The organism is Iamia sp., assembly GCF_035575815.1.
Classification (GTDB): Bacteria; Actinomycetota; Acidimicrobiia; order Acidimicrobiales; family Iamiaceae; genus Iamia.
In genome coordinates this window covers 37,369-55,846 of sequence record NZ_DATLXO010000120.1, presented here as the reverse complement: position 1 = coordinate 55,846, position 18,478 = coordinate 37,369, and the positions used below count along the sequence as shown (strand labels likewise).

21 protein-coding genes and 1 pseudogene are annotated in these 18,478 nt (G+C 73.2%); 9 read left to right on the top strand and 13 right to left on the bottom strand.

Annotated elements, in window-relative coordinates; translation table 11 throughout:
* Positions 1–178: 178 nt before the first annotated feature.
* Positions 179–961, bottom strand: coding sequence for an alpha/beta fold hydrolase (locus tag VNL12_RS12725; RefSeq protein ID WP_325595118.1), 783 nt, complete (start codon positions 959–961; stop codon positions 179–181).
* A gap of 66 nt (positions 962–1,027) precedes the next feature.
* Between VNL12_RS12725 and menD the strand changes: the two genes are divergently transcribed.
* Positions 1,028–2,827 (top strand): 2-succinyl-5-enolpyruvyl-6-hydroxy-3-cyclohexene-1-carboxylic-acid synthase, encoded by a 1,800-nt coding sequence (gene menD / locus VNL12_RS12720; RefSeq protein ID WP_325595116.1) that lies wholly within the window; start codon positions 1,028–1,030, stop codon positions 2,825–2,827.
* 247 nt (positions 2,828–3,074) lie between these two features.
* Here menD and VNL12_RS12715 read toward each other — a convergent pair whose 3' ends face one another.
* On the bottom strand, positions 3,075–3,470 hold the full coding sequence (locus tag VNL12_RS12715; protein ID WP_325595114.1) for a hypothetical protein: 396 nt from the start codon (positions 3,468–3,470) through the stop codon (positions 3,075–3,077).
* A 68-nt stretch (positions 3,471–3,538) separates the two neighbouring features.
* On the opposite strand from VNL12_RS12715, the pseudogene VNL12_RS21245 reads away from it, so the two are divergent.
* Both VNL12_RS21245 and VNL12_RS12705 read left to right on the top strand, forming a co-directional pair.
* Positions 3,539–3,883: pseudogene (locus VNL12_RS21245) on the top strand (class I SAM-dependent methyltransferase); the annotation flags it as partial.
* 64 nt (positions 3,884–3,947) lie between these two features.
* Positions 3,948–4,313: a hypothetical protein gene (locus VNL12_RS12705; RefSeq protein ID WP_325595110.1), complete on the top strand. Its 366-nt coding sequence runs from the start codon at positions 3,948–3,950 to the stop codon at positions 4,311–4,313.
* A 79-nt stretch (positions 4,314–4,392) separates the two neighbouring features.
* Here VNL12_RS12705 and VNL12_RS12700 read toward each other — a convergent pair whose 3' ends face one another.
* Positions 4,393–4,803: a 3-keto-5-aminohexanoate cleavage protein gene (locus VNL12_RS12700; RefSeq protein WP_325595108.1), complete on the bottom strand. Its 411-nt coding sequence runs from the start codon at positions 4,801–4,803 to the stop codon at positions 4,393–4,395.
* Positions 4,804–5,160: 357 nt separating this feature from the next.
* On the opposite strand from VNL12_RS12700, the gene VNL12_RS12695 reads away from it, so the two are divergent.
* The 4 genes from VNL12_RS12695 to VNL12_RS20945 all read left to right on the top strand — a co-directional run bounded on the left by VNL12_RS12695 (position 5,161) and on the right by VNL12_RS20945 (position 6,394).
* Positions 5,161–5,400, top strand: coding sequence for a hypothetical protein (locus VNL12_RS12695; protein WP_325595106.1), 240 nt, complete (start codon positions 5,161–5,163; stop codon positions 5,398–5,400).
* Positions 5,387–5,671, top strand: a complete 285-nt coding sequence (locus VNL12_RS12690) for a type II toxin-antitoxin system PemK/MazF family toxin (protein WP_325595104.1) — start codon at positions 5,387–5,389, stop codon at positions 5,669–5,671. The genes VNL12_RS12695 and VNL12_RS12690 overlap by 14 nt, the downstream gene beginning before the upstream one ends.
* A gap of 71 nt (positions 5,672–5,742) precedes the next feature.
* Positions 5,743–6,042, top strand: coding sequence for a nucleotidyltransferase family protein (locus VNL12_RS12685; protein WP_325595102.1), 300 nt, complete (start codon positions 5,743–5,745; stop codon positions 6,040–6,042).
* The gene (locus VNL12_RS20945) at positions 6,032–6,394 is read left to right on the top strand and encodes a DUF86 domain-containing protein (RefSeq protein ID WP_349257846.1); all 363 of its coding nucleotides are present in this window, start codon (positions 6,032–6,034) and stop codon (positions 6,392–6,394) included. Before VNL12_RS12685 ends, VNL12_RS20945 begins: the two co-directional genes overlap by 11 nt.
* A gap of 165 nt (positions 6,395–6,559) precedes the next feature.
* Here the strand turns inward: VNL12_RS20945 and VNL12_RS12680 are convergent, their stop codons facing one another.
* From VNL12_RS12680 to VNL12_RS12655, 6 genes are all read right to left on the bottom strand, one after another.
* On the bottom strand, positions 6,560–6,772 hold the full coding sequence (locus VNL12_RS12680) for a CopG family transcriptional regulator (RefSeq protein WP_325595100.1): 213 nt from the start codon (positions 6,770–6,772) through the stop codon (positions 6,560–6,562).
* 80 nt (positions 6,773–6,852) lie between these two features.
* Positions 6,853–7,305, bottom strand: coding sequence for a PaaI family thioesterase (locus VNL12_RS12675; RefSeq protein WP_325595098.1), 453 nt, complete (start codon positions 7,303–7,305; stop codon positions 6,853–6,855).
* 170 nt (positions 7,306–7,475) lie between these two features.
* Positions 7,476–8,720 carry an isochorismate synthase gene (locus VNL12_RS12670; RefSeq protein ID WP_325595096.1) on the bottom strand — a complete coding sequence of 415 codons (1,245 nt, stop codon included), beginning with the start codon at positions 8,718–8,720 and terminating at the stop codon, positions 7,476–7,478.
* Positions 8,717–9,523, bottom strand: coding sequence for a ubiquinone/menaquinone biosynthesis methyltransferase (locus VNL12_RS12665; RefSeq protein WP_325595094.1), 807 nt, complete (start codon positions 9,521–9,523; stop codon positions 8,717–8,719). The genes VNL12_RS12670 and VNL12_RS12665 overlap by 4 nt, the downstream gene beginning before the upstream one ends.
* 169 nt (positions 9,524–9,692) lie before the next feature.
* Positions 9,693–11,354, bottom strand: a complete 1,662-nt coding sequence (locus VNL12_RS12660; protein ID WP_325595092.1) for an acyl-CoA synthetase — start codon at positions 11,352–11,354, stop codon at positions 9,693–9,695.
* Between the two features lie 109 nt (positions 11,355–11,463).
* Complete coding sequence (locus VNL12_RS12655; RefSeq protein ID WP_325595090.1) at positions 11,464–13,119, bottom strand: AMP-binding protein; 1,656 nt, start codon at positions 13,117–13,119, stop codon at positions 11,464–11,466.
* A 175-nt stretch (positions 13,120–13,294) separates the two neighbouring features.
* Between VNL12_RS12655 and VNL12_RS12650 the strand changes: the two genes are divergently transcribed.
* Positions 13,295–14,020, top strand: a complete 726-nt coding sequence (locus VNL12_RS12650) for a VIT family protein (protein WP_325595088.1) — start codon at positions 13,295–13,297, stop codon at positions 14,018–14,020.
* Between the two features lie 5 nt (positions 14,021–14,025).
* Here the strand turns inward: VNL12_RS12650 and VNL12_RS12645 are convergent, their stop codons facing one another.
* Both VNL12_RS12645 and VNL12_RS12640 read right to left on the bottom strand, forming a co-directional pair.
* Entirely contained in the window at positions 14,026–14,484 is a 459-nt protein-coding gene (locus VNL12_RS12645) for a MaoC family dehydratase (RefSeq protein ID WP_325595086.1), read from the bottom strand.
* Positions 14,485–14,538: 54 nt separating this feature from the next.
* Positions 14,539–14,886, bottom strand: a complete 348-nt coding sequence (locus VNL12_RS12640; protein ID WP_325595085.1) for a hypothetical protein — start codon at positions 14,884–14,886, stop codon at positions 14,539–14,541.
* Between VNL12_RS12640 and VNL12_RS12635 the strand changes: the two genes are divergently transcribed.
* Positions 14,885–15,658 carry a sugar phosphate nucleotidyltransferase gene (locus VNL12_RS12635; RefSeq protein WP_325595083.1) on the top strand — a complete coding sequence of 258 codons (774 nt, stop codon included), beginning with the start codon at positions 14,885–14,887 and terminating at the stop codon, positions 15,656–15,658. The genes VNL12_RS12640 and VNL12_RS12635 overlap by 2 nt on opposite strands.
* A 114-nt stretch (positions 15,659–15,772) precedes the next feature.
* On the opposite strand, the gene VNL12_RS12630 is transcribed toward VNL12_RS12635, so the two are convergent.
* Both VNL12_RS12630 and rlmN read right to left on the bottom strand, forming a co-directional pair.
* Entirely contained in the window at positions 15,773–17,305 is a 1,533-nt protein-coding gene (locus tag VNL12_RS12630; protein WP_325595081.1) for a lytic murein transglycosylase, read from the bottom strand.
* Between the two features lie 31 nt (positions 17,306–17,336).
* Positions 17,337–18,407 carry a 23S rRNA (adenine(2503)-C(2))-methyltransferase RlmN gene (gene rlmN, locus VNL12_RS12625; RefSeq protein ID WP_325595079.1) on the bottom strand — a complete coding sequence of 357 codons (1,071 nt, stop codon included), beginning with the start codon at positions 18,405–18,407 and terminating at the stop codon, positions 17,337–17,339.
* Between the last annotated feature and the right edge of the window lie 71 nt (positions 18,408–18,478).

Below are 18,478 nucleotides of genomic sequence, written 5' to 3'. Positions count from 1 at the left end.
CTCGCTGCCCGGAAAAAGGACATCGCCCGCCAGAGCTTCGGCTCCGACGGGCGATGGAAGTGGTCAGAACGAGGCTAACGCCACGTGACGATCGCTCGGTGGATCCCGTCCGACTGGTGGCCCTGGGCCGCCGCCCGGCTCCGGCCGGTGCGGCGCCCGGGGTCACTGCCCGTTTTGGTCACCGCCCGTCGAGGGCGACGGCCTTCAGGAACGGGCCGGGCGCCTCGAGGTGACAGGCGTGTCCGGTGGCGGGGACGACGACGAGCGTCGCGCTCGACCCGATCGCGTCGACCAGGCGGGCCCCGAGGGCCCGGAACTTCTCGTCGCGAGCTCCGGCCACCACCTGCACCGCCACGCCGGCGGCTCCGAGTCGGGCCAGCTCGTCCCACCACGGCGGGTCCATGGTGGCGGTGCCGCAGAGGCGCAGCGACGCGGCCAGTCCGTCGGGGGTGTTGGCCCGACGCGCCGCAAGGTCGGTCTCGGTGGGGGTGAGATCGGCGAAGAGGGGCTGGGCCAGCCAGCGGCGGAGGAAGGCGGCCACGCCGTCGGCCTCGATCGAGGCGGCGAGGGCCTCGTCGGCCCGGCGGCGGGCGGCGCGCTCGGCGTCGTCGTCGATGCCGGCGGTGGCCCCGATCAGCACGAGGCGCTCCACCAGCTCGGGGTGGTCGAGGGCGAGGCGCAGGGCGCCCCGTCCGCCCATCGAGTAGCCGACGTAGGTGCCCCGTCCGCCAACCGCGGCCACCGCGGCCGCGGCTTCCCTCAGGTCGAGGCGCGCGGCGGACGATCCACCGTGGCCGGGCAGGTCAACGGCAACCACCTCGTGGGCGGCGGCCAGGGTGGGCACGAGCGCGTGCCACGAGGCAAGGGTCTGGGTGAACCCGTGCAGGAGCACGATCCGCGTCGCAGCCGTGCCCCCGAGCGACGTGGGGCCCGTCGTCACCGTGTGGAGCGTCGGCGCCATCGCCCGAGGGTAGAGCCGGTCACCCCGGGCCTGGGATCGAGCCCGCCGACTCCTACGCTGCGTGACGTGTCACCCGACCCCCGACCTTCGTCCGCCGCCCGTCGGCCCGAGGACGAGACGGCGACGTTCTGCGCCACGCTCGTCGACGAGTGGGCCCGCGCCGGCGTCACCGACGCGGTCGTGTGCCCGGGCAGCCGGTCGACGCCGATGGCCCTCGCCCTGGCGTCCGACGCCCGCATCGCGATCCAGGTCCACCACGACGAACGGGCCGGCGCCTTCACCGCCCTCGGCGTGGGCCTGGCCTCAGGACGTCCGGCGGTGGTGCTCACCACCAGCGGCACGGCGGCGGCCGAGCTGCACCCCGCGGTGGTCGAGGCGCACCAGTCCTCGATCCCGCTCATCGCCGTCACCGCGGATCGGCCGCCCGAGCTGGCCGACGTGGGGGCGCCGCAGACCATCGACCAAGTGCACCTCTTCGGTCGCTCGGTGCGCTGGTACCACGCCCCGGGCGTGCCCGACGCGGCGTCGTCCGCATCGTGGCGGGCGCTCGGGGCGCGCAGCGTGGCCGAGGCTCGGGGCGCCGGCGCTGCGACCCGCCCCGGTCCGGTGCACCTGGAGCTGGCCTTCCGCGAGCCGCTCGTCGGCCGGGCCGGGACGTTGCCGCCCGGGCGCCCCGACCGCAGCCCGTGGACGGTGAGCGCCGCCGACCGCCCGGTGCCGCTCTGGGGCGATGTCGCGACCGTCGTCCGCGGAGCTGAGCGGGGCCTCGTCGTCGCCGGCGGCGAGCCCGGCTCGGGTCTCGGCGGGACGGCGGCCACCGCAGACGCCGCCCTCAGCGTCGCATCGGCCCTCGGGTGGCCGCTCGTCGTCGACGCCCGCCTGCGGGGCGCCCTCGGAGGTCCGCACCGCCAGACGGTGACGGTGGTCGGGGCCGCCGATGCCGTGCTGCGCCACCCGGCCACTGCCGCCGCGCTGGTGCCCGACGTGATCGTCCACCTCGGCGCCCCGGTCGCATCGCGAGTCGTCGCCGAGTGGCTGGCGAGCCACGTCGCGACCGAGATCCGAGTGACCGCTCACGGCTGGATCGACCCGGCCCACGGCGCCGCCCACCGCGTCGCCGCTGCGGCCTCCACCCTGGCCGAGGCCATCGGGGCCGTCGACGGTGCCGCCCTGTTCGTCGGTCCCCGCACCGACCCGGCGTGGACCAGTCGCTGGGCCGAGGTCGAGGGCATCGCCCAACGGGCCATCGACGAGGTGCTCGCCGGCCACGACGAGGTCACCGAGCCCGGGGTGGCCCGCACGGTGCTCGCCGCCCTCGAGACGGGCGAGGCGCTGGTGGTGTCGTCGTCGATGCCGGTGCGCGACCTGGAGTGGTACGGCCGGCCCCGGGCCGGCGTCGAGGTCCACGCCAACCGGGGCGCCAACGGCATCGACGGCGTGGTCTCCACCGCGGTCGGGGTGGCCCGGGCCACCGACGCACCCACTGTCTGCCTGGTCGGCGACGTGGCCCTGCTGCACGACGCCAACGCGCTGCTCGGCCTGGCCCGGCGCGGGGCCGATCTCACGATCGTCGTGGTCGACAACGACGGCGGCGGGATCTTCTCGTTCCTGCCCCAGGCCGCCGACCCGGGGGGCGAGACCTTCGAGGCGCTCTACGGCACGCCCCACGGCGTCGACCTGCGGGCCCTGGCTGCCGCCCACGGCATCGAGACGATCGAGCCCGCCACCGCCGCCGAGGTGGGCCCGGCGCTGCGAGCGTCGCTCGCCGCCGGGGGGGTGCGCCTCGTGCGGGTCACCACCGAGCGGGCCGCCAACGTCGAGGTCCACCGAGAGATCCACGACGCCGTCGCCGCCGCCCTCACCTGAGGTCGGTCGTCCGGTTTGCGGTGCTCGGTCGGCCCGTCGCCTGGTAGCGCTCGCCTATGACGAGCTGCCGACCAGGTCACCCGATGCCAGGATCGTGGTGGCCCCGCTCATGGGGTTGGCGGCAGGTGCTCAGCATCGACGTAGCCAAGGCGCCGGTTCAGTGCGATGGGCGCCTCGTTGTCAGGATGGTGGACTGTGCGGATCGTGGGAACGCCAAGGTCGCGAACGCGAGCGATCACAAGGACCTTCATGGCCAGGCGATGCCTCGGCCTCGATGGCTCCGGAGGACACCCGTCATCTCGTTGAAGAAGAAGCCCCGGGCCCGGTGGTCGGATGCGGCCGACATCCCGACCCACTGGTCCCCGTCGAGCGCGATGATCACGGCGCCTGGGTCATAGGTCTCCCGCTTGATGCGCTCGGCGCAGTACTCGGCGTAGGTGTAGAACTCCTCGCGTCCAGGGATGTCGGCTGAGCAGGTCCGGTTCAGCTCGTACAGGCGGCGGTGGTTCGAGTCCCTATCGCCGAGTTCGTGGATCGTTCGAAAGACGATCCCCTGTCTCCGGCAGCCACCGACGACGACGTCGAACGCAGTGGTGTCGAGCGTCTCGACGTCGAGGGTCAACCGCACCCAAGGGGGGTCCATCGGCGAACCATAGGAGGTGCCTCCCCAGCGAACCGCGACGGTCCCTCGGTGTACGTTCAGAGGCCATCGTGTTGAACCCGCCGACTCAGTACGCCACCGATCAGAACCTGGCGGCCCGCCAGCACTTCTGGACCGTCAGCCGGCGTGAACCGACCTTCGACCTGTTCCCCTGGGTCCTCGACCTGGCCGGCCTCCACGCCGAGTCGTCCGCAGATGTGGTGGACCTGGGATGCGGCAACGGGCGCTACGAGCAGCTCCTCTCCGAACGGCACCACCGCGGGATGCGCATCGCGCTCGACCTCTCCAGGGGCATGCTCGGTGACGTCACCGCGGCAGCCCGTGTCCAGGCCGACGCTCAGCGCCTCCCACTTCGGTCGAACAGCGTCGACGTCGTCCTCGCGCCCCACATGCTGTACCACGTCCCCGACGTCGCCCAGGCTCTCCGCGAAGCCAAGCGGGTGTTGCGATGGGGCCCTCGTGGCAATCACCAACGGTCAGGACAACCTGGCCGGCATCGCGGCCATCGTGGAGGAGGCCGTCGGCAACGAGTGGCAGATGCGGCAGCCTGCCGATCAGCACTTCAGCCTCGAGAACGGCGGCGCGCAGCTGAGCGCCGTGTTTTCCCTCGTCGAGCGGGTCGACTGCCCGAGAAGCGACCTCGTCGTGACCGACATCGGCGCCTTCACCGGTTACGTCGCCAGCATCGCCGACCACTACCAAGACCAGGTCAACGTCCCGTGGAGCGACGTGGTCGAAGGGGCGCGGGCGCGGTGCGCGGACCGCCTGACCACGAAGGGTGAGCTCCGCATCCCCACCGCTGTCGGTGCCTTCATCTGTCGCTGAGCCGGTGTTCAGGGACGGGTCGCACGGGGCTGGACGCGGGCGACCGCCGTGGCCTACTTGTCGAGGGCGCCTAGCGTCGTCAGGTGCGATCGAGCAGCGCACGGGCCGTGGCCACGAGCTCCGCGTTGCCGTCGGCAGCAGACCCGTCGGGGAGCACGAGTGCGTCCTCAAGGCCGATCCGGACGTCGAATCCTCGGCGGATCGCCTCGCCCAGCAACGGCCATGTCGAGGTGCCCTCCCCGTGTAGGAGCACCGATGTGGCGTCGATGTCATCGCCCAGCGCCGCGACGAGTCGAGCCGCCTCGGCAACCGCCTGCCGAGGGGGGAGGTCGTCGACGACCCCGAGGAGCACCCGCAGGCACTGATCATGGCCGTCCCATTGGCGCCAAGCGGCGATGGCCGTCGGGTGCCACAGTCCCGCCTCGACGCCAACGCCGAGGTCGAAGAGCGCGTGGGCGACTGCCTGCGGGCCAGGCTCGTGCCAGTTCACCGAAGCGAAGTCGGGCAATACCATCCAGTCGCGGGCCGTTGAGGCACGCCTTGAGCATCACGTGCACAGCGTGACAGGCCAGGCCGAGCCGGGTCCGACCAAGCGCCCGCCGCCGATCTACGTCACGCCCCAGGAGTTGACGCCTCGGATGGGCCCGCCCCTTGTTCTCCAACGCCGGTAGCGGAGCCTCTCCCTTGTCGTCCGCGACCGCTGTCGCGGCCCGCGTTGGTGCCTCGCGCGTGGGGCAGCGCCCACGCGCTGAGGGACAGGTCCGGTCGCCGGATCGGTCCCGCCGGGGCCTGGATCTGACGCACAGAACGAGCGTCGTTGTATGACGTTTAGTGATACGGTGGACCCATGGCCCGTGCGATCTCTGTCCGGCTCAATGACGAGGCCGAGCGTGCCCTGCGCTCCCTCGAGGCCGCCGGGCTGTCGAGGTCAGAGGCAATCCGTTCGGCAGTGATCCAGTCGGCTCGACGGCTGCGCAGAAGCTCCGAGCTCGCGGCCGAAGTCTCGGCGCTGGAGGCCGACGACGCCGATCGCGACGAGATGCTCGCGGTGGTCGGGTTGATGGAGTCGCTGCGTGCTCCGCGGTGACGTCTACCGGTTCAAGCCGCCGAAGGGCGTCGGCCATGAGCAGCACGGCGAACGGTTCGGCCTGATCGTCCAGGCCGCTGAGTTCCTGCCGCGCTCGGTGGTTCTCGTGGCGCCGACCTCGCGGCGCGCACGCGCCGCCTCGTTTCGTCCCGAGATCGACGTCGAGGGTGCAGTCGATGTCCGCCGCCTCGGCGAGCTGTCGGGCCATCTCAGCCGCGAGGAGCTTTGGGGTGTCGACGACGCGTTGACCACCGTCCTCGGTTTGGGCTGACGGAGCCCGGGTCGGTCAGAGGTGGGCAGTTTGGGCAGGAGCCGTTTGGGTCGCTGCCTTAGGCTCATCCAATGGTGCTTCCTGATTCGCCGGTCGATCTTCAGCGGCTCGCAGAGGTCTGCGGCCGCTATGGAGTCGCACGTTTGGAGGTCTTCGGGTCCGTGAGCCGGGGCGACGCCGGCCCCGATAGCGACATCGACGTGCTCTACGAGATGGTCCCCGGCGCCCGGCTCGGTTGGGACATCGAGAAGCTCGTTGACGAGCTTGAGGCCCTGTTTGGTCGATCGGTCGATCTCGTGTCGCGCCGTGCGCTCCATGAGCGGCTCCGTGAATCGGTGCTCGCCGAGGCACAGGTGATCTATGCGGCGTGAGGTCGTCCTGATCGGCGAGATGATCGACGCAGCCGAACAGGCGCGCTCGTTGGTTGACGGCCTGGATCTTGCCGTCCTCAACGGGGATCGCCAGCGGCGAGACGCCCGCCTCTGGAACTTCACGGTGCTCGGCGAAGCGGCAGGTCCGATCGATGACGCGGTGAAGGGCCGGTTCCCGGAGATCCCCTGGTCGAAGCCTGTCCGTTTGAGGAATCGCGTATCCATGGGTACTGGTCGATCGACCTGGAGGTTCTCCACACGACAGCTGTCGACCTGCTCCCCGAGTTCGTCGCGCAGCTCCGCATCGCCCTCGCCACTCTGGAAGCCGAGGGCTGAGGCGGCACATAGGTAGGCAGAGTTCCGGTATGCCGCGCCGCCGCACCCTGAAGTGGAAATGGCCGGAGCGTCGACGGATCGTGGCGGCGCGGACACCCTCCGGCATGTTTCCCCCACCAGCAGGTGGGCCGCCAGGCCCCCGGGCTGAGATCGTTTGAGCCGCCGGCCACGAAGGTAATGGTCAGCCACGGCGCCAACCGTCACGCGCCGGTGCGACGGCGGCGACGTCGGCACCGAACGTGCTGGCGAGGGCGCTGGACGCGTCAGCCTCGTCACCGAGGTAGTCGTCGACCGCCCGGCGGATGAGCTCACCCATCGTGACCCCTTCCACCGCGGCCGCCTGATCGATGCGACGGCGCTGCTCCTCAGTCAGGTAGATCTGTGTGCCGGTCACCGACATACAGCGACCTATACAGCGTCCTCGAGCGCCATCGACGGCCGGCAGGGACGCCCATGGGCGGCGGCCCGATCGGGTCAGCTCGGCGAGGCCGGCAGGGAGATCACCCGGACGGTCGCGGTGGCCCGGGCGACGATGACGCCGTCACCATCGACGAGGTCGGCTTCCACGAACGAGATCGTTCCGCCGCGCTTGACCACGCGCCCGTGACCCCAGAGCGGGCCGACTTGTGCCGGTGCCAGGTAGGAGACCTTCATCTCGAGCGTCGCCGCGAACTGCCCGGGTGGCAGGGTCGCGACCAGTGCCGGTCCCATGGTGTCGTCGAGCATGGCCGCGAGCAGTCCACCTTGGATGTCGCCGAGTGGGTTGGCGAACTCCGGTCGACCCTCGTACCGCACGACGATGGTGCCTCTGCCCGGATCGATCTCCTCGAGCTGCCAGCCGAGAAGCTGGGCCACCGGCGGCATCGCAGCTCGACCTTCGATGGCGTCCCAGAAGGGGCCTGAACGGTCCGGACCCTTGTCACTCACGGTTCGATCGTTGCACGTGGGCGATGCTCATGCCGGCCGACCGTGCCCGTCGAGCGAGGGGGAGCATCCGCCGTTCGAGAAGCACCCGCCCGCAGGGTGCCGATCGGGGACATGCGCCGGGGTGGTGGATCTGGTGCCGTACCGGCGCGGAGCTGAGCCCGGCGACGCTGTCAGGGGCGGACGAGCACGCCGAGCAGGGCCTGGAGCTTGGCGCGGGTCTCGATGAGCTCGGTGGCCGGGTCGCTGTCGGCGACGATGCCGTTGCCGCCGAAGACCCGGGCCTCGGCGCCATCGATCACGGCGCTGCGGATCCCCACCGCCCACGTGCCGTTCCCCTGACCGTCGAGCCACCCGACGGCCCCGGCGTAGGGGCCCCGGTCGAAGCCCTCGAGCTCGGCGATGGCATCGAGCGCTGCGGCGCGGGGGCGGCCGCACACCGCCGGTGTCGGGTGCAGGGCGGCCACCAGGTCGAGCGCCGAGGGCGCGGGCGACGAGAGGTGTCCCGACACGGTGGTGGCCAGGTGGGTCACGTTGGGCAGGGCGACGACTGATGGCTCGGCCTCGAAGTCGAGGAACGAGCAGAACGGCACCAGGGCGTCGTACACGGCGTCGATCGTGACCTGGTGCTCGTGGCGGTAGGAAGGCGAGGCGAGCAACCCGGCCACTGCGTCGGCGTCGGCCGCGGGGTCGCCCCGGCGGGGGGCGGTGCCGGCCATGGGCTGGGAGGTGACCTCGTCACCGGCCCGTCCCACCAGCAGCTCGGGGCTGGCCCCGACGAAGCCGTCGACGGAGAACACGTAGCACCCGGGGAAGCCCAGGGTGAGACGGCGCAGGATGGCGGCCACGTCGAACGGCGCGTCGGCGCTGACGTGCACCTCGCGGGCCAGCACCACCTTGTCGAGTCGCCCGGAGCGGATCAGTGCGGTCGCGGCGGCCACCGAGTCGCACCACTCGGCGGGCGACCGGGCGCTGGCCACGGTGAAGCGACCGGGGCCGAGGCCGGGCACCGGCGGTCGGCCCAGGGCCGCCACGTCGACCGCGACCGGGTCGGCGGGTGGGTCATCGGCGGTGCCCACGGTGGTGACCCACCCGCTTCGGTCGGTGCCGCGCCCGACGACGAGGGCCGGGATCGTCAGGCGACCCGTGGCATCAGGGTGGAATGGGACGACGCCGAGGGCGACTGGTCCGGTTCCCGGTCGGGTGACGGGATCGTCGATCTGTGCGGCGGCGAGGGCCTCGGCCGCGACATCGGGGGGCAGGCGGGCAACCACCCCTCGTCCGGCCAGAGCGGCGCCGTCAGCCCGGGCGAAGAGGAGCGCATCGCTGCCGGCGACCGCTACTGGGTCGAGGGGCTCGGCGAGGGGCCGGGTGATCGCGACCAGCTCGGGCCAGGGCACCTCGCCGGTGCGGGTCATGGGTCGGGGACAGGCTCGACGCCCGCCGCGTCGCAGGCGTCGGGGACGGGCCCGGCGTCCGCTGCGCCGCGCGTGGCGGTCACCAGGCGGGCGATGCCCACCGTGAGCAGGTCGTGGCGGGGAGCGGTGAACCCGGCCTCGTCGAGCAGGGCGAGCATGCGCTCGGCCGACGGCAGGTACGACACCGACTTCGGGAGGTAGCGGTACGCGGCCGGGTCCGACAGCAGGCCGCCGAGGCGGGGCACGACCCTGCCGAAGTACAGGGCGTGGCCGGCCCGCAGCACCGGGTTGGGCGGCTCGGCCACCTCGAGCAGGGCGATGCGTCCACCGGGGCGCAGCACCCGGGCCAGCTCGATGAAGAACCGCGGCAGCTCCTCGAGGTTCCGCAGGGCGAAGCCGCACGTGACACCGTCGATGGAGCCGTCGGGCACCGGGAGGCGCAGGACGTCGCCGTGCACGAGGGGAGCCCGGGTGCGCGCCGCGGCGAGCATCCCGAACGAGAGGTCGACCCCGACGGGGCGGTGTCCGCCCCGGACGAGCTCGGTGCAGAGGTCGCCGGTGCCACAGGCCAGGTCGAGCACGAGGGAGCCGATCGGGAGGTCGAGGTCACGCACCGTGCGCCGCCGCCACCCGACGTCCATCCGGAACGTCATCACCCGGTTCACCAGGTCGTAGCGGGGGGCGATGGTGTCGAACATCACCCGGACGGCCTGGACCTTCTCCTCACCGCTCGGCAGGCGGTCGGCGTCGGGAAGAGCTCCGGTGGCGATCGGGCGGCCGGACGGAGCGGGGCGAGAGGTCACGGCGGCGAGGATACGGGGGACAGGCCGACGACGACGGACCGGACCCTACCTGCTCGGTGCTGTCGCCGAACTGGTAGGGAGATCGGGGGTCCCAGGCCCCGGATCCACTACCGGTTCGGTGTGGTCGTCGAACTGGTACGGAGATCGGGGGTTCCCGCCCCCAGAACCGCTACCGGTTCGCCGGGTCGTCCGGCGCCGCCTCGGCCTGGGCGCGGGCCCAGCGGTAGTCGGCCTTGCCGGCGGGGGAGCGCACCACCTGCGGAACGAAGACGAAGTCCTTGGGAAGCTTGTAGCGCGCCACGTGGGTCGCGGCCTCGGCCAGAAGGCCCGGAACGTCGGCCGCAGCCCCTTCCACCAGCTGCACCACGGCCACGACCTCGTGGCCCCAGCGCTCCGACGGGCGCCCGGCCACCACCACGTCGGCCACCGAGGGGTGGGGGGCGAGGGCCATCTCGACCTCCTCGGCGAAGATCTTCTCGCCGCCGGAGTTGATGGTGACCGAGTCCCGGCCGAGCAGCTCGATGATGCCATCGGCGCGCCAACGGGCCCGGTCGCCGGGCACGGCGTAGCGCACGCCGTCGAGCACGGGGAAGGTGCCCGCGGTCTTCTCGGCGTCACCGAGGTAGCCCAGGGGCACGTAGCCGCGCTGGGCCAGCCACCCGGTCTCCTCGGCGCCGGGCTCGAGCAGGCGGGTGGTGGCGGCGTCGATGACCACCGTGTCGGGCCCCGGTGTGAAGGTACCGGTCGACGCCGCGCCCTTGACCGAGGTCTGTCCCATCTGGGCGCCGGTCTCCGAGGCGCCCACCGCGTCGAGCAGGAAGATGTCGGGCAGGTGCTCCAACATGCGGTCCTTCAGCGCCGCGGTCATCGGTGCCCCCCCGTTGACCACCGCCAGCAGGTCGGGCAGGTGGCGAGGCCGGCGCTCGAGCTCGTCGATCAGCGGGCGGGCGAAGGCGTCACCCACCAGCTGCAGGGTGTTGATGCGCTCGCGCTCGGCGAGCTCCCACACCACGACCGGGTCGAGGCGGCTCGGGTCGTCGGGGATGACGATGGTCCCGCCGCCGGTGAAGGTGTTGAACGTGAGCCACTGGGCGGCGCCGTGCATGAGGGGAGGGGTCACAATGGCCCGGGCGCCGCCCCCGGCCCCCGACGCGACGACGGCGTCGAGGTCAGGGTGCACCTCGGATGAGCCGAAGGGGCGGCCCCCCATGGCGCCGACGTAGATGTCGTGCTGGCGCCAGAGGACCCCCTTGGGCATCCCGGTCGTGCCGCCGGTGTAGAGGATGTAGAGGTCGTCGGGCGAGGGCTCGGTGGCCGGTGGGTCACCCGGCGCGCCGGCGAGGGCGGCCTCGTAGTCGAGGGCGCCGGGCAGCAGCGCCTCGCCGGTCTCGTCCGCGACCTGCAGCAGCAGCCGCAGGTCCGGGAGCTGGTCGCGGATCTCGCTGAGCACCGGCGCGAAGCGGGCGTGGTAGACGATGCCGGTCGCGGCCGAGTCGCGCAGCAGGTACAGCAGCTCCTCGGCCACGTAGCGGTAGTTGACGTTGAACGGCGCCACCCGGGCGCCGTAGGCGCCGAGCATGCCCTCGACGTACTCGTTGCCGTTGTAGAGGTAGAGGCCGATGTGGTCCTGGTGACTCTCGTGGCCGCCGAGCCCGGCGCGCTCACGGTGGGCGCCGAGACCGGCGTCGGCGAGCACCCGGGCCAGGCGGTGGCTGCGGTCCGCCACGTCGGCGTAGGTGAGGCGTCGGTCGCGGAAGACGATCGCCTCGCGCTCGGGGTAGGCCCCGGCGACGGCATCGAAGACGGTGGCGAGGTTGAACTCCTGGGGCACGGGGGTCCTCGGGTCGATGGCTCGGACCGCAAAGACTAGTGACCGGATCTGACGGTGCGTCAGGACGGGCTGCTCGTCCGAGGGAGTCGGACGCTTCGGGCGATGGCCCTCAGGTGCCGTCGACCGCGGCCGGGGAACGCAGCCCGGGCGCCACGCCGGCACGGGCCACGGCCCGGACCCAGGCGTGGTCCGTCTTGCCCGACGGCAGGCGCCGGACGGCGTCGACCGCGATCGTCCGACGCGGCACCTTGAACGCGGCGAGGTGCGCCCGGCAGTGGGCGTTCAGCTCCTCGTCCGCGGCCGGGATGCGGGGACGGTGCGCGATCACGGCGACGACCCGCTCACCCCACCGGTCGTCGGGCACGCCCACCACCGCGGCGTCGAACACCGACGGGTGGGCCTTGAGCACGGCCTCGACCTCGTCGGGGAAGACCTTCTCCCCGCCCGTGTTGATCGAGCTGGCCCCCCGCCCGAGAAGGGTCACGGCACCGTCGGCCTCGATGCGACCGAGGTCGCCGGGCACCGCCCACCGCACGCCGTCGATCACCGGGAACGTGTGGGCTGTGCGCTCCGGGTCGTTGCGGTACCCGAGGGGGATGTGGCCCCGCCGGGCGATGCGCCCGATGCGGCCGATGTCGATCCCGGGCACGAGGGGTGAGCCCTCGTCGTCGAGGACCGCCGTGTGGTCGGCGAGCGGGAACCGGGTGGTGCGCGCCGCGGGCTGACCCGGCCAGGTGACGGCGTTGCCCTGCCCCCCGGTCTCCGAGGTGCCGTAGCCGTCGACGACCGCGACCCACGGCAGGTGGACGGCCAGCTCGGTGCGCACGGCGGGGGAGAGCACGGCCCCGCCCGAGACGACCGCCACCAGCGAGCCGAGGTCCCAGCGCTGGGGCTCGGCGTTGAGGGCATCGGCCAACGGACGGGCGAAGGCGTCGCCCACGATCACGACCAGCGTGGCCGCCTCCTCCGCGACCAGGTCCCAGAGATCCGCGGGCACGAACGTCGACGAGGGGAGGATCAGGACGGTGCCGCCTCCGAGCAGGGTCGCCAGCGTGACCCACTGGGCGGTGCCGTGGATGAGCGGCGATGCGGGAACGGTCCGGGTCCCCCCGACCACCACCCGGTCGACGACCTCCCCGGGGCTGCGCGGGACCTCGATCGGAGAGCCGCCCAGGAGAGCGGCCGCCGATGCGGCTCCGAGGGCGGCGAAGACGATGTCCTCGTGACGCCACTCGACGCCCTTGGGCATCCCGGTCGTGCCCCCGGTGTAGAGCAGGTAGCGGTCGTCGCCGCTGCGGTCGGCGACGACGGGTCGGGTCGACGCCGCGGCCCTCAGGTGCTCCTCGTGCACCGCCCCGCGCCCGACGAGCGGGGTGATCTGATCGCCCTCGGCGCGCAGGGCGGCGACCGCCGGGGCGACGGCGGGACCGAGGTCCGGGCCGTGGAGCACGACGCGGGGACGGGCGTCGCGGAGCAGGTAGGTCATCTCCGCCGCGGTGTAGCGGTAGTTGACGTTGAAGGGGACGGCGCGGAGCTTGTAGGCGCCCAGCAGGGCGGCGAGGTGCTCGTGGCCGTTGCGCAGGGCGAGGCCGACGCGATCACCGGGTCCGACGCCGTGGGCGGCGAGGAGGTGGGCGGCCCGGTTGGCCCGCTCGTCGAGTGCGGCGTAGGTCAGACGGGAAGCCCCGGCGACCACCGCCTCTCGCGCACCGACCCGGTCGACCACGGCCTCGAACAGGTCGGCCAGGTTCCAGCTCCCGGCCATCAACCGACGGTAGCGACGACCGTGAGCGGCCACCGCATCTGCGCGAGGGTCGTCCCCGGCGGGGTGAGGCACGGTTCACGCCCGGCGCCATCCGGGGCTGACCACGGCCCCCGGGGCCCCTTGACGGGCCGTCGCGGCGTTGCGAACCCGGGGGCCGTGGTCCACCGTGGTACCGATGCTCACGGTCCACGCTCGACGCACCCGGCCCCGCCACCACATCGAGCGCCACCTCAGCCACCGGGCGGGGTGGCTGCGCGCCGCGGTGCTGGGGGCCAACGACGGCCTGCTGTCGACCGCCGGCCTGCTCGTCGGCGTCGCCGCATCGGGGGCGGGGCGACCGGTGGTGGCGGCCAGCGGGGTGGCGGCGCTGGTGGCGGGCGCGGCGTCGATGGCCGTGGGCGAGCTGTCGTCGGTGGCCTCGCAGCGCGACGCGGAGGAGGCGGACCTGGCGCGCGAGCGCGAGGAGCTGGTCGAGACGCCCCGCGCCGAGCAGCGCGAGCTGGCCGGGATCTACGAGCGCCGGGGCCTCACCCCGCACCTCGCCGACCAGGTGGCCGAGCAGCTCACCGCCCACGACGCCCTGGAGGCCCACGCCCGTGACGAGCTCGGCCTCGACCCCGACGACCTGGCCCGGCCCGGGCAGGCGGCGGTCACCTCGGCGTTCAGCTTCTCCCTCGGCGCGCTCGTCCCGCTGCTCGTGGCCCTCCTCGTCGGCTCCGGGGCGCGGGTCGCCGCAGTGGTCGCCGTCACCCTCGTGGGCCTCGGCACCCTGGGCGCGACCGGTGCCCGCCTTGGGGGCGCCCCGCCGCTGCGCCCCACCCTGCGCGTCGTGGCCGGCGGGGCTGCGGCCATGGCCGTCACGGCCCTCATCGGCAGCCTCTTCGACGTCGCTGTGAGCTGAGGGGCCTACTCGTAGTAGCGGAAGACGACCACGGCGACGCACGACGGCTTGGGGGCGCCCTCGACCTCGTAGGTGAAGGTCATGGTCACCTGGGCGCCGCCGGCGATGTCGTCGACCGCATCGAGCGAGGCACCGAGGCGCAGCATGGCCCCGACGGGCACCGGGGAGGGGAAGCGCACCTTCTCACAGCCGTAGTTCACGCCCATCTTGATGCCCTCGACGCGCATGATCTGCGGGGCCAGGCTCGGTCCGAGCGAGAGCGTGAGGTAGCCGTGGGCGATGGGGCCGCCGAAGGGCGACTCGGCGTTGGCCCGCTCCACGTCGACGTGGATCCACTGGTGGTCGCCGGTCGCCTCGGCGAAGGTGTTCACCCGCTCCTGGGTGATCTCGAGGTGGTCGGAGTAGCCGAGGTGGGTGCCCACCAGCTCCTTGAGGCCGCTGATGCCCTGGATGATCGTCGTCATTGGAGCATCATGGCCGACGTGACCCCGGCTCTCCCACCCTCGCCGCCGGGAGGATCAGGTGAACCAGATCTTCTGGTGGGCGCGGCTCTGGGGGTGGACGAGCAGCACCAGCTGGGCCACCGCGAACATCAGCCCGATCGCGGCGAAGAGGTTCGAGCTGAGCACCAGCAGGCTGAAGAGCACCGAGATGGCCGAGACCACGACGCCGAGGAGCCAGCCCCACCGCAGCTCGTTGGCGATGCCCAGCCCGGCGGCGGCGGCGCCGACCACCAGGGCGGTGCCGATGGGGAACGAGAAGATCCTGCCGTAGAGCACGCCGAACACGGCGTCGATGTAGAGCAGGAACATCCCGATCTGCAGCGTCTGGGGCAGCGACTGGTTGGTCCAGCGGGTGAGGGCCATGGCTGACAGTGTGGCAGGAGTGGTCCTCGCCGCGGGTGCCGGGACGCGCCTCGGGCCCCTCACCCGCCTCCGGCCCAAGGCCCTGTGCCCCGTCGGCAACCGGCCCCTCGTCGACCACGCCCTGGACCGCCTCGCCCCGGTCACCTCCGACCGGGCCGTGAACGTGCACCACGGCCGGCGGGCGATGGAAGCCCACCTCACCGGGTCGGCACCCGGCGACCCGCCTCACGTCTCGGCGGAGGAGGGGGAGCCGCGCGGCACCGCCGGGGCCCTGGGCGTGCTGCGCGACTGGATCGACGGGCGTCCCACGCTCATCACCAACGCCGATGCCTGGCTGCGGACCGATCTGGTGGCCTTCGCCCAGGGGTGGGACGGCGAACGGGTGCGCCTGCTGTGCGTGGCCGATGCAGCCCGCGGCGACTTCGGGCCCCTGCGCTACTGCGGGGTCGCGCTCATGCCCTGGAGCGAGGTGGGCCGCCTCGGTCCCGAGCCGGCGGGGCTCTACGAGGCGTCGTGGGCGGCCGCTCGCCTCGCCGGCGCGCTCGACCTGGTGGTCCACGAGGGGCCGTTCGTCGACTGCGGGAACCCGGCGGACTACCTCGCCGCCAACCTGGCCTGGTCCGGGGGGCCCAGCGTGATCGGGGCCGATGCCCGGGTGGCCGAGGGGTCCGAGGTGGTGCGCTCGGTGGTGTGGCCGGGGGCCGAGGTCGGCGCCGGGGAGCGACTGGTCGACGCCATCCGCGCCGGTCCGCTCACGGTGCTCGTCCGTTGACCGTGGTGCTCTGCGGGTCTTGCTCCTCCACCGACCGGGCTCGGTCGGGTGACCGTGCGGCGCGACGGGCCCTGCTCCTCCACCGACCGGGCTCAGTCCGGTGACCGGGCAGGTTCAGGCGGGCGGGGCAAAGGGCCGGGAGGGCGGGGCGGGGACGTGCGGAGCGACGGTGAGCGCCGCCTGGTAGCTCCGAGCCTGGGCCAGGACGGCTGCGACGTAGGGCAGGGAGTGGTTGTAGGAGAAGTAGGCAGCGCGGAGCTGGGCCTCGTCGGTGAGGTCGGTGCGCCCGGCGCAGAGGTAGGCGGCGGCACCGGCGGTGGCGTCGTAGAAGGTGTGCGGGTCGCGTTGGCCGTCGCCGTCGCCGTCGCGCCCCCAGCCGGCCCAGGTCGAGGGGATGAACTGCATGGGGCCGACGGCGCGGTCGAACACCGGGTCGTCGTCGTAGAGGCCAGCGTCGGTGTCGCCGATGCGGGCGAAGTCGCCACTGCCGTCCAGCTGGGGGCCGATGATGCGGGTGGTGGGGTATCCCCGGGCGCCCAGGCGGCCTCCGCCGAAGGTGCCGTGGCGGCCCTCGATCTTCGAGATGCCGGCGAGCATCCACCACTCGACCCGGCACGGGGCACTGGCGGCGGCCTTCACCCAGGCGTCGAGGGCCACGAGCTGGAAGTCGAGCCCGGCCCCGACGACATCGGCGCGCAGGCGGGGTGGGGTCAGGCCGACCTGTGCCTCCAGCACGGCGGCCTCGCGGCGGCCGAGCGCCTCGACCGAGTCGGCCTCCTCCACCCTGGTGCGGACCGCATCGGCCTCGATGTCGCGGATCTGCTGCTCGGTGCCCTGGCGGGCGGCAACGGCGTCGCGCTCGGCCTGCTCGGCCCGGCGGCGGGCGTCGCGGGCCCGGGTGCGGGCGTCGATGGCGGCCCGACGGTCGTCGAGCGCCTCGTCGACGTCGTCGGCTCGGGCGGCCACCGACGACTCACCCAGTGATAGGCGCACGAGGGCGTCGTTGACCCCGCCCTGCCCGCTGAGGACGGTGCCGATGTCCGACACGGTCGAGGACTCCGACATGTAGTTGGCGACCAGCAGCTCCCGCAGGGCGTCGCGGGCCCGCTCGAGGATGCGGAGGGCCCGATCGGCCTCCTGGACTCGGCGGCGGTGGAGCGCAACGGCCTCCACCCGCTCCTCGCCCCGGGCCCGCTCGTCGATGCGCCGCTGGGCCAGGAGCGCGACCGCAGCCTCCCTGTCGCCCTGCAGGTCGATGATCCGGCGACGCAGGTCGTCGCGGAGGTCGATGGCGTCGTCGCGATCGACCTCCGCGGCGAGCAAGGTATCGTCGGCCGCGGCGACCTCAGCGCTCTCGACCCGGAGCGCGAGCAGCGACGGCGACACGGGGTTGGTCGCCAGGGGGGTGTCGTCGAAGGCCGGGTCGGTCCCGGGGGTCTGGGTCACGACGCGGAGATCGGCCCCGTCCACTACTGCGCCACCGACGCCGGTGGCGCCTGCCGCGGGAGGCGAGGACGGCGTGGCCGCCGATGCGGGCAGGGGAGCCAGCAGGGCGCCGACGGTCAGCATCCCCACGACGAGGCGGCGGGCGCGGCGCAACGCGGCCGACCGGTCGCCTCTGCTCTCGAGCACCGTGGTCACTGCCATCGCCTTGGTCCTCCGCTCCGCCGGTGGGAGGCTACTCGGCGACCGGGGCGACCGGCACGGCGCGGCGGGTCGGTGACGCCAGCGCCGTGGCCCCGGCCGCCAGCTGGCCGCAGGCGGCGTCGATCGAGGTGCCCCGGGTGTGGCGCACCGTCACGTTGACGCCGCGCTCGGCCAGTCGGGACCGGAACGCCTCGACCCCTTCGGGCGAGGTGCCGCGCGTGCGGTAGCCCGGCGTCGGGTTGAGGGGGATGAGGTTGACGTGGGCGCGCAGGGCCCGGGCGTAGTCCGCCAGGCGCGCCGCGTCGCCGGGGCGGTCGTTGACCCCGGCGATCAGCGCCCACTCGAAGCTGAGCCGGCGTCCGGTGACCTCGATGTAGTCGGAACATGCTTCGGCCAGCATCGACAGGCCGAAGCGCTTGTTGAGCGGCACCAGCTCGTCGCGGAGGGCGTCATCCGCAGCGTGGAGCGATACCGCCAGGTTCACCGGCAGCTCCTCGTGGGTCATCCGACGGATCCCGGGAACGACCCCGACGGTCGACACCGTCAGGTGCCGGGCACCCAACCCGAGGTCGCCGTGGATGCGACGGATGGCCGTCCAGGTGGCGTCGTAGTTGGCCAGGGGCTCGCCCATGCCCATGAACACGACGTTGCCGAGGCGTCGGCCGTCATCGCGGGCCCGACGGGCGGCCCGCACCACCTGCTCGACGATCTCCCCGGCGCTCAGCTGACGGGTGAAACCGGCCTGGCCGGTGGCGCAGAAGCTGCAGGCCATGGCGCACCCGGCCTGGCTCGACACGCAGACCGTGGAGCGCTGGGGGTAGTGCATGAGCACCGTCTCGACGCGAGACCCGTCGGCGAGGGTCCAGAGCCACTTCACGGTGTCGCCGCCGTCCGCGGTGGCCTCGGTCGTGAGGGCCAGGCCCTCGGGGAGCGACGCGGCCAGCCGGGCCCGGAGGGCGAGGGGGACGTTGGTCATCTCCTCAGGGGTGGCGAGCTGGTCGTGGAGCCCGGCCCACACCTGGTCGACCCGGTAGCGGGGCTCGTCGTCGAGCAAGGCCCCCAGGGCGGTGCGATCGACGTCGTAGCGGGTCACGGGCGGCACCCTGCGAGGCTACGGCGCGCAGTGGGCGCGGCCCCCTACCCCGCGACCCGGGAGCGTTCGCCATCCTCTCA

Bases quoted from the DNA above. Each gene is read 5' to 3' on its own strand.
- VNL12_RS12725 (WP_325595118.1), bottom strand. From the start codon at position 961: ATGGCGCCGACGCTCCACACGGTGACGACGGGCCCCACGTCGCTCGGG.
- VNL12_RS12715 (WP_325595114.1), bottom strand. From the start codon at position 3,470: ATGGACCCCCCTTGGGTGCGGTTGACCCTCGACGTCGAGACGCTCGAC.
- VNL12_RS12695 (WP_325595106.1), top strand. From the start codon at position 5,161: ATGGCCCGTGCGATCTCTGTCCGGCTCAATGACGAGGCCGAGCGTGCC.
- VNL12_RS12685 (WP_325595102.1), top strand. From the start codon at position 5,743: ATGGTGCTTCCTGATTCGCCGGTCGATCTTCAGCGGCTCGCAGAGGTC.
- VNL12_RS20945 (WP_349257846.1), top strand. From the start codon at position 6,032: ATGCGGCGTGAGGTCGTCCTGATCGGCGAGATGATCGACGCAGCCGAA.
- VNL12_RS12670 (WP_325595096.1), bottom strand. From the start codon at position 8,720: ATGACCCGCACCGGCGAGGTGCCCTGGCCCGAGCTGGTCGCGATCACC.
- VNL12_RS12655 (WP_325595090.1), bottom strand. From the start codon at position 13,119: ATGGCCGGGAGCTGGAACCTGGCCGACCTGTTCGAGGCCGTGGTCGAC.
- VNL12_RS12650 (WP_325595088.1), top strand. From the start codon at position 13,295: ATGCTCACGGTCCACGCTCGACGCACCCGGCCCCGCCACCACATCGAG.
- VNL12_RS12645 (WP_325595086.1), bottom strand. From the start codon at position 14,484: ATGACGACGATCATCCAGGGCATCAGCGGCCTCAAGGAGCTGGTGGGC.
- VNL12_RS12635 (WP_325595083.1), top strand. From the start codon at position 14,885: ATGGCTGACAGTGTGGCAGGAGTGGTCCTCGCCGCGGGTGCCGGGACG.
- VNL12_RS12640 (WP_325595085.1), bottom strand. From the start codon at position 14,886: ATGGCCCTCACCCGCTGGACCAACCAGTCGCTGCCCCAGACGCTGCAG.
- VNL12_RS12630 (WP_325595081.1), bottom strand. From the start codon at position 17,305: ATGGCAGTGACCACGGTGCTCGAGAGCAGAGGCGACCGGTCGGCCGCG.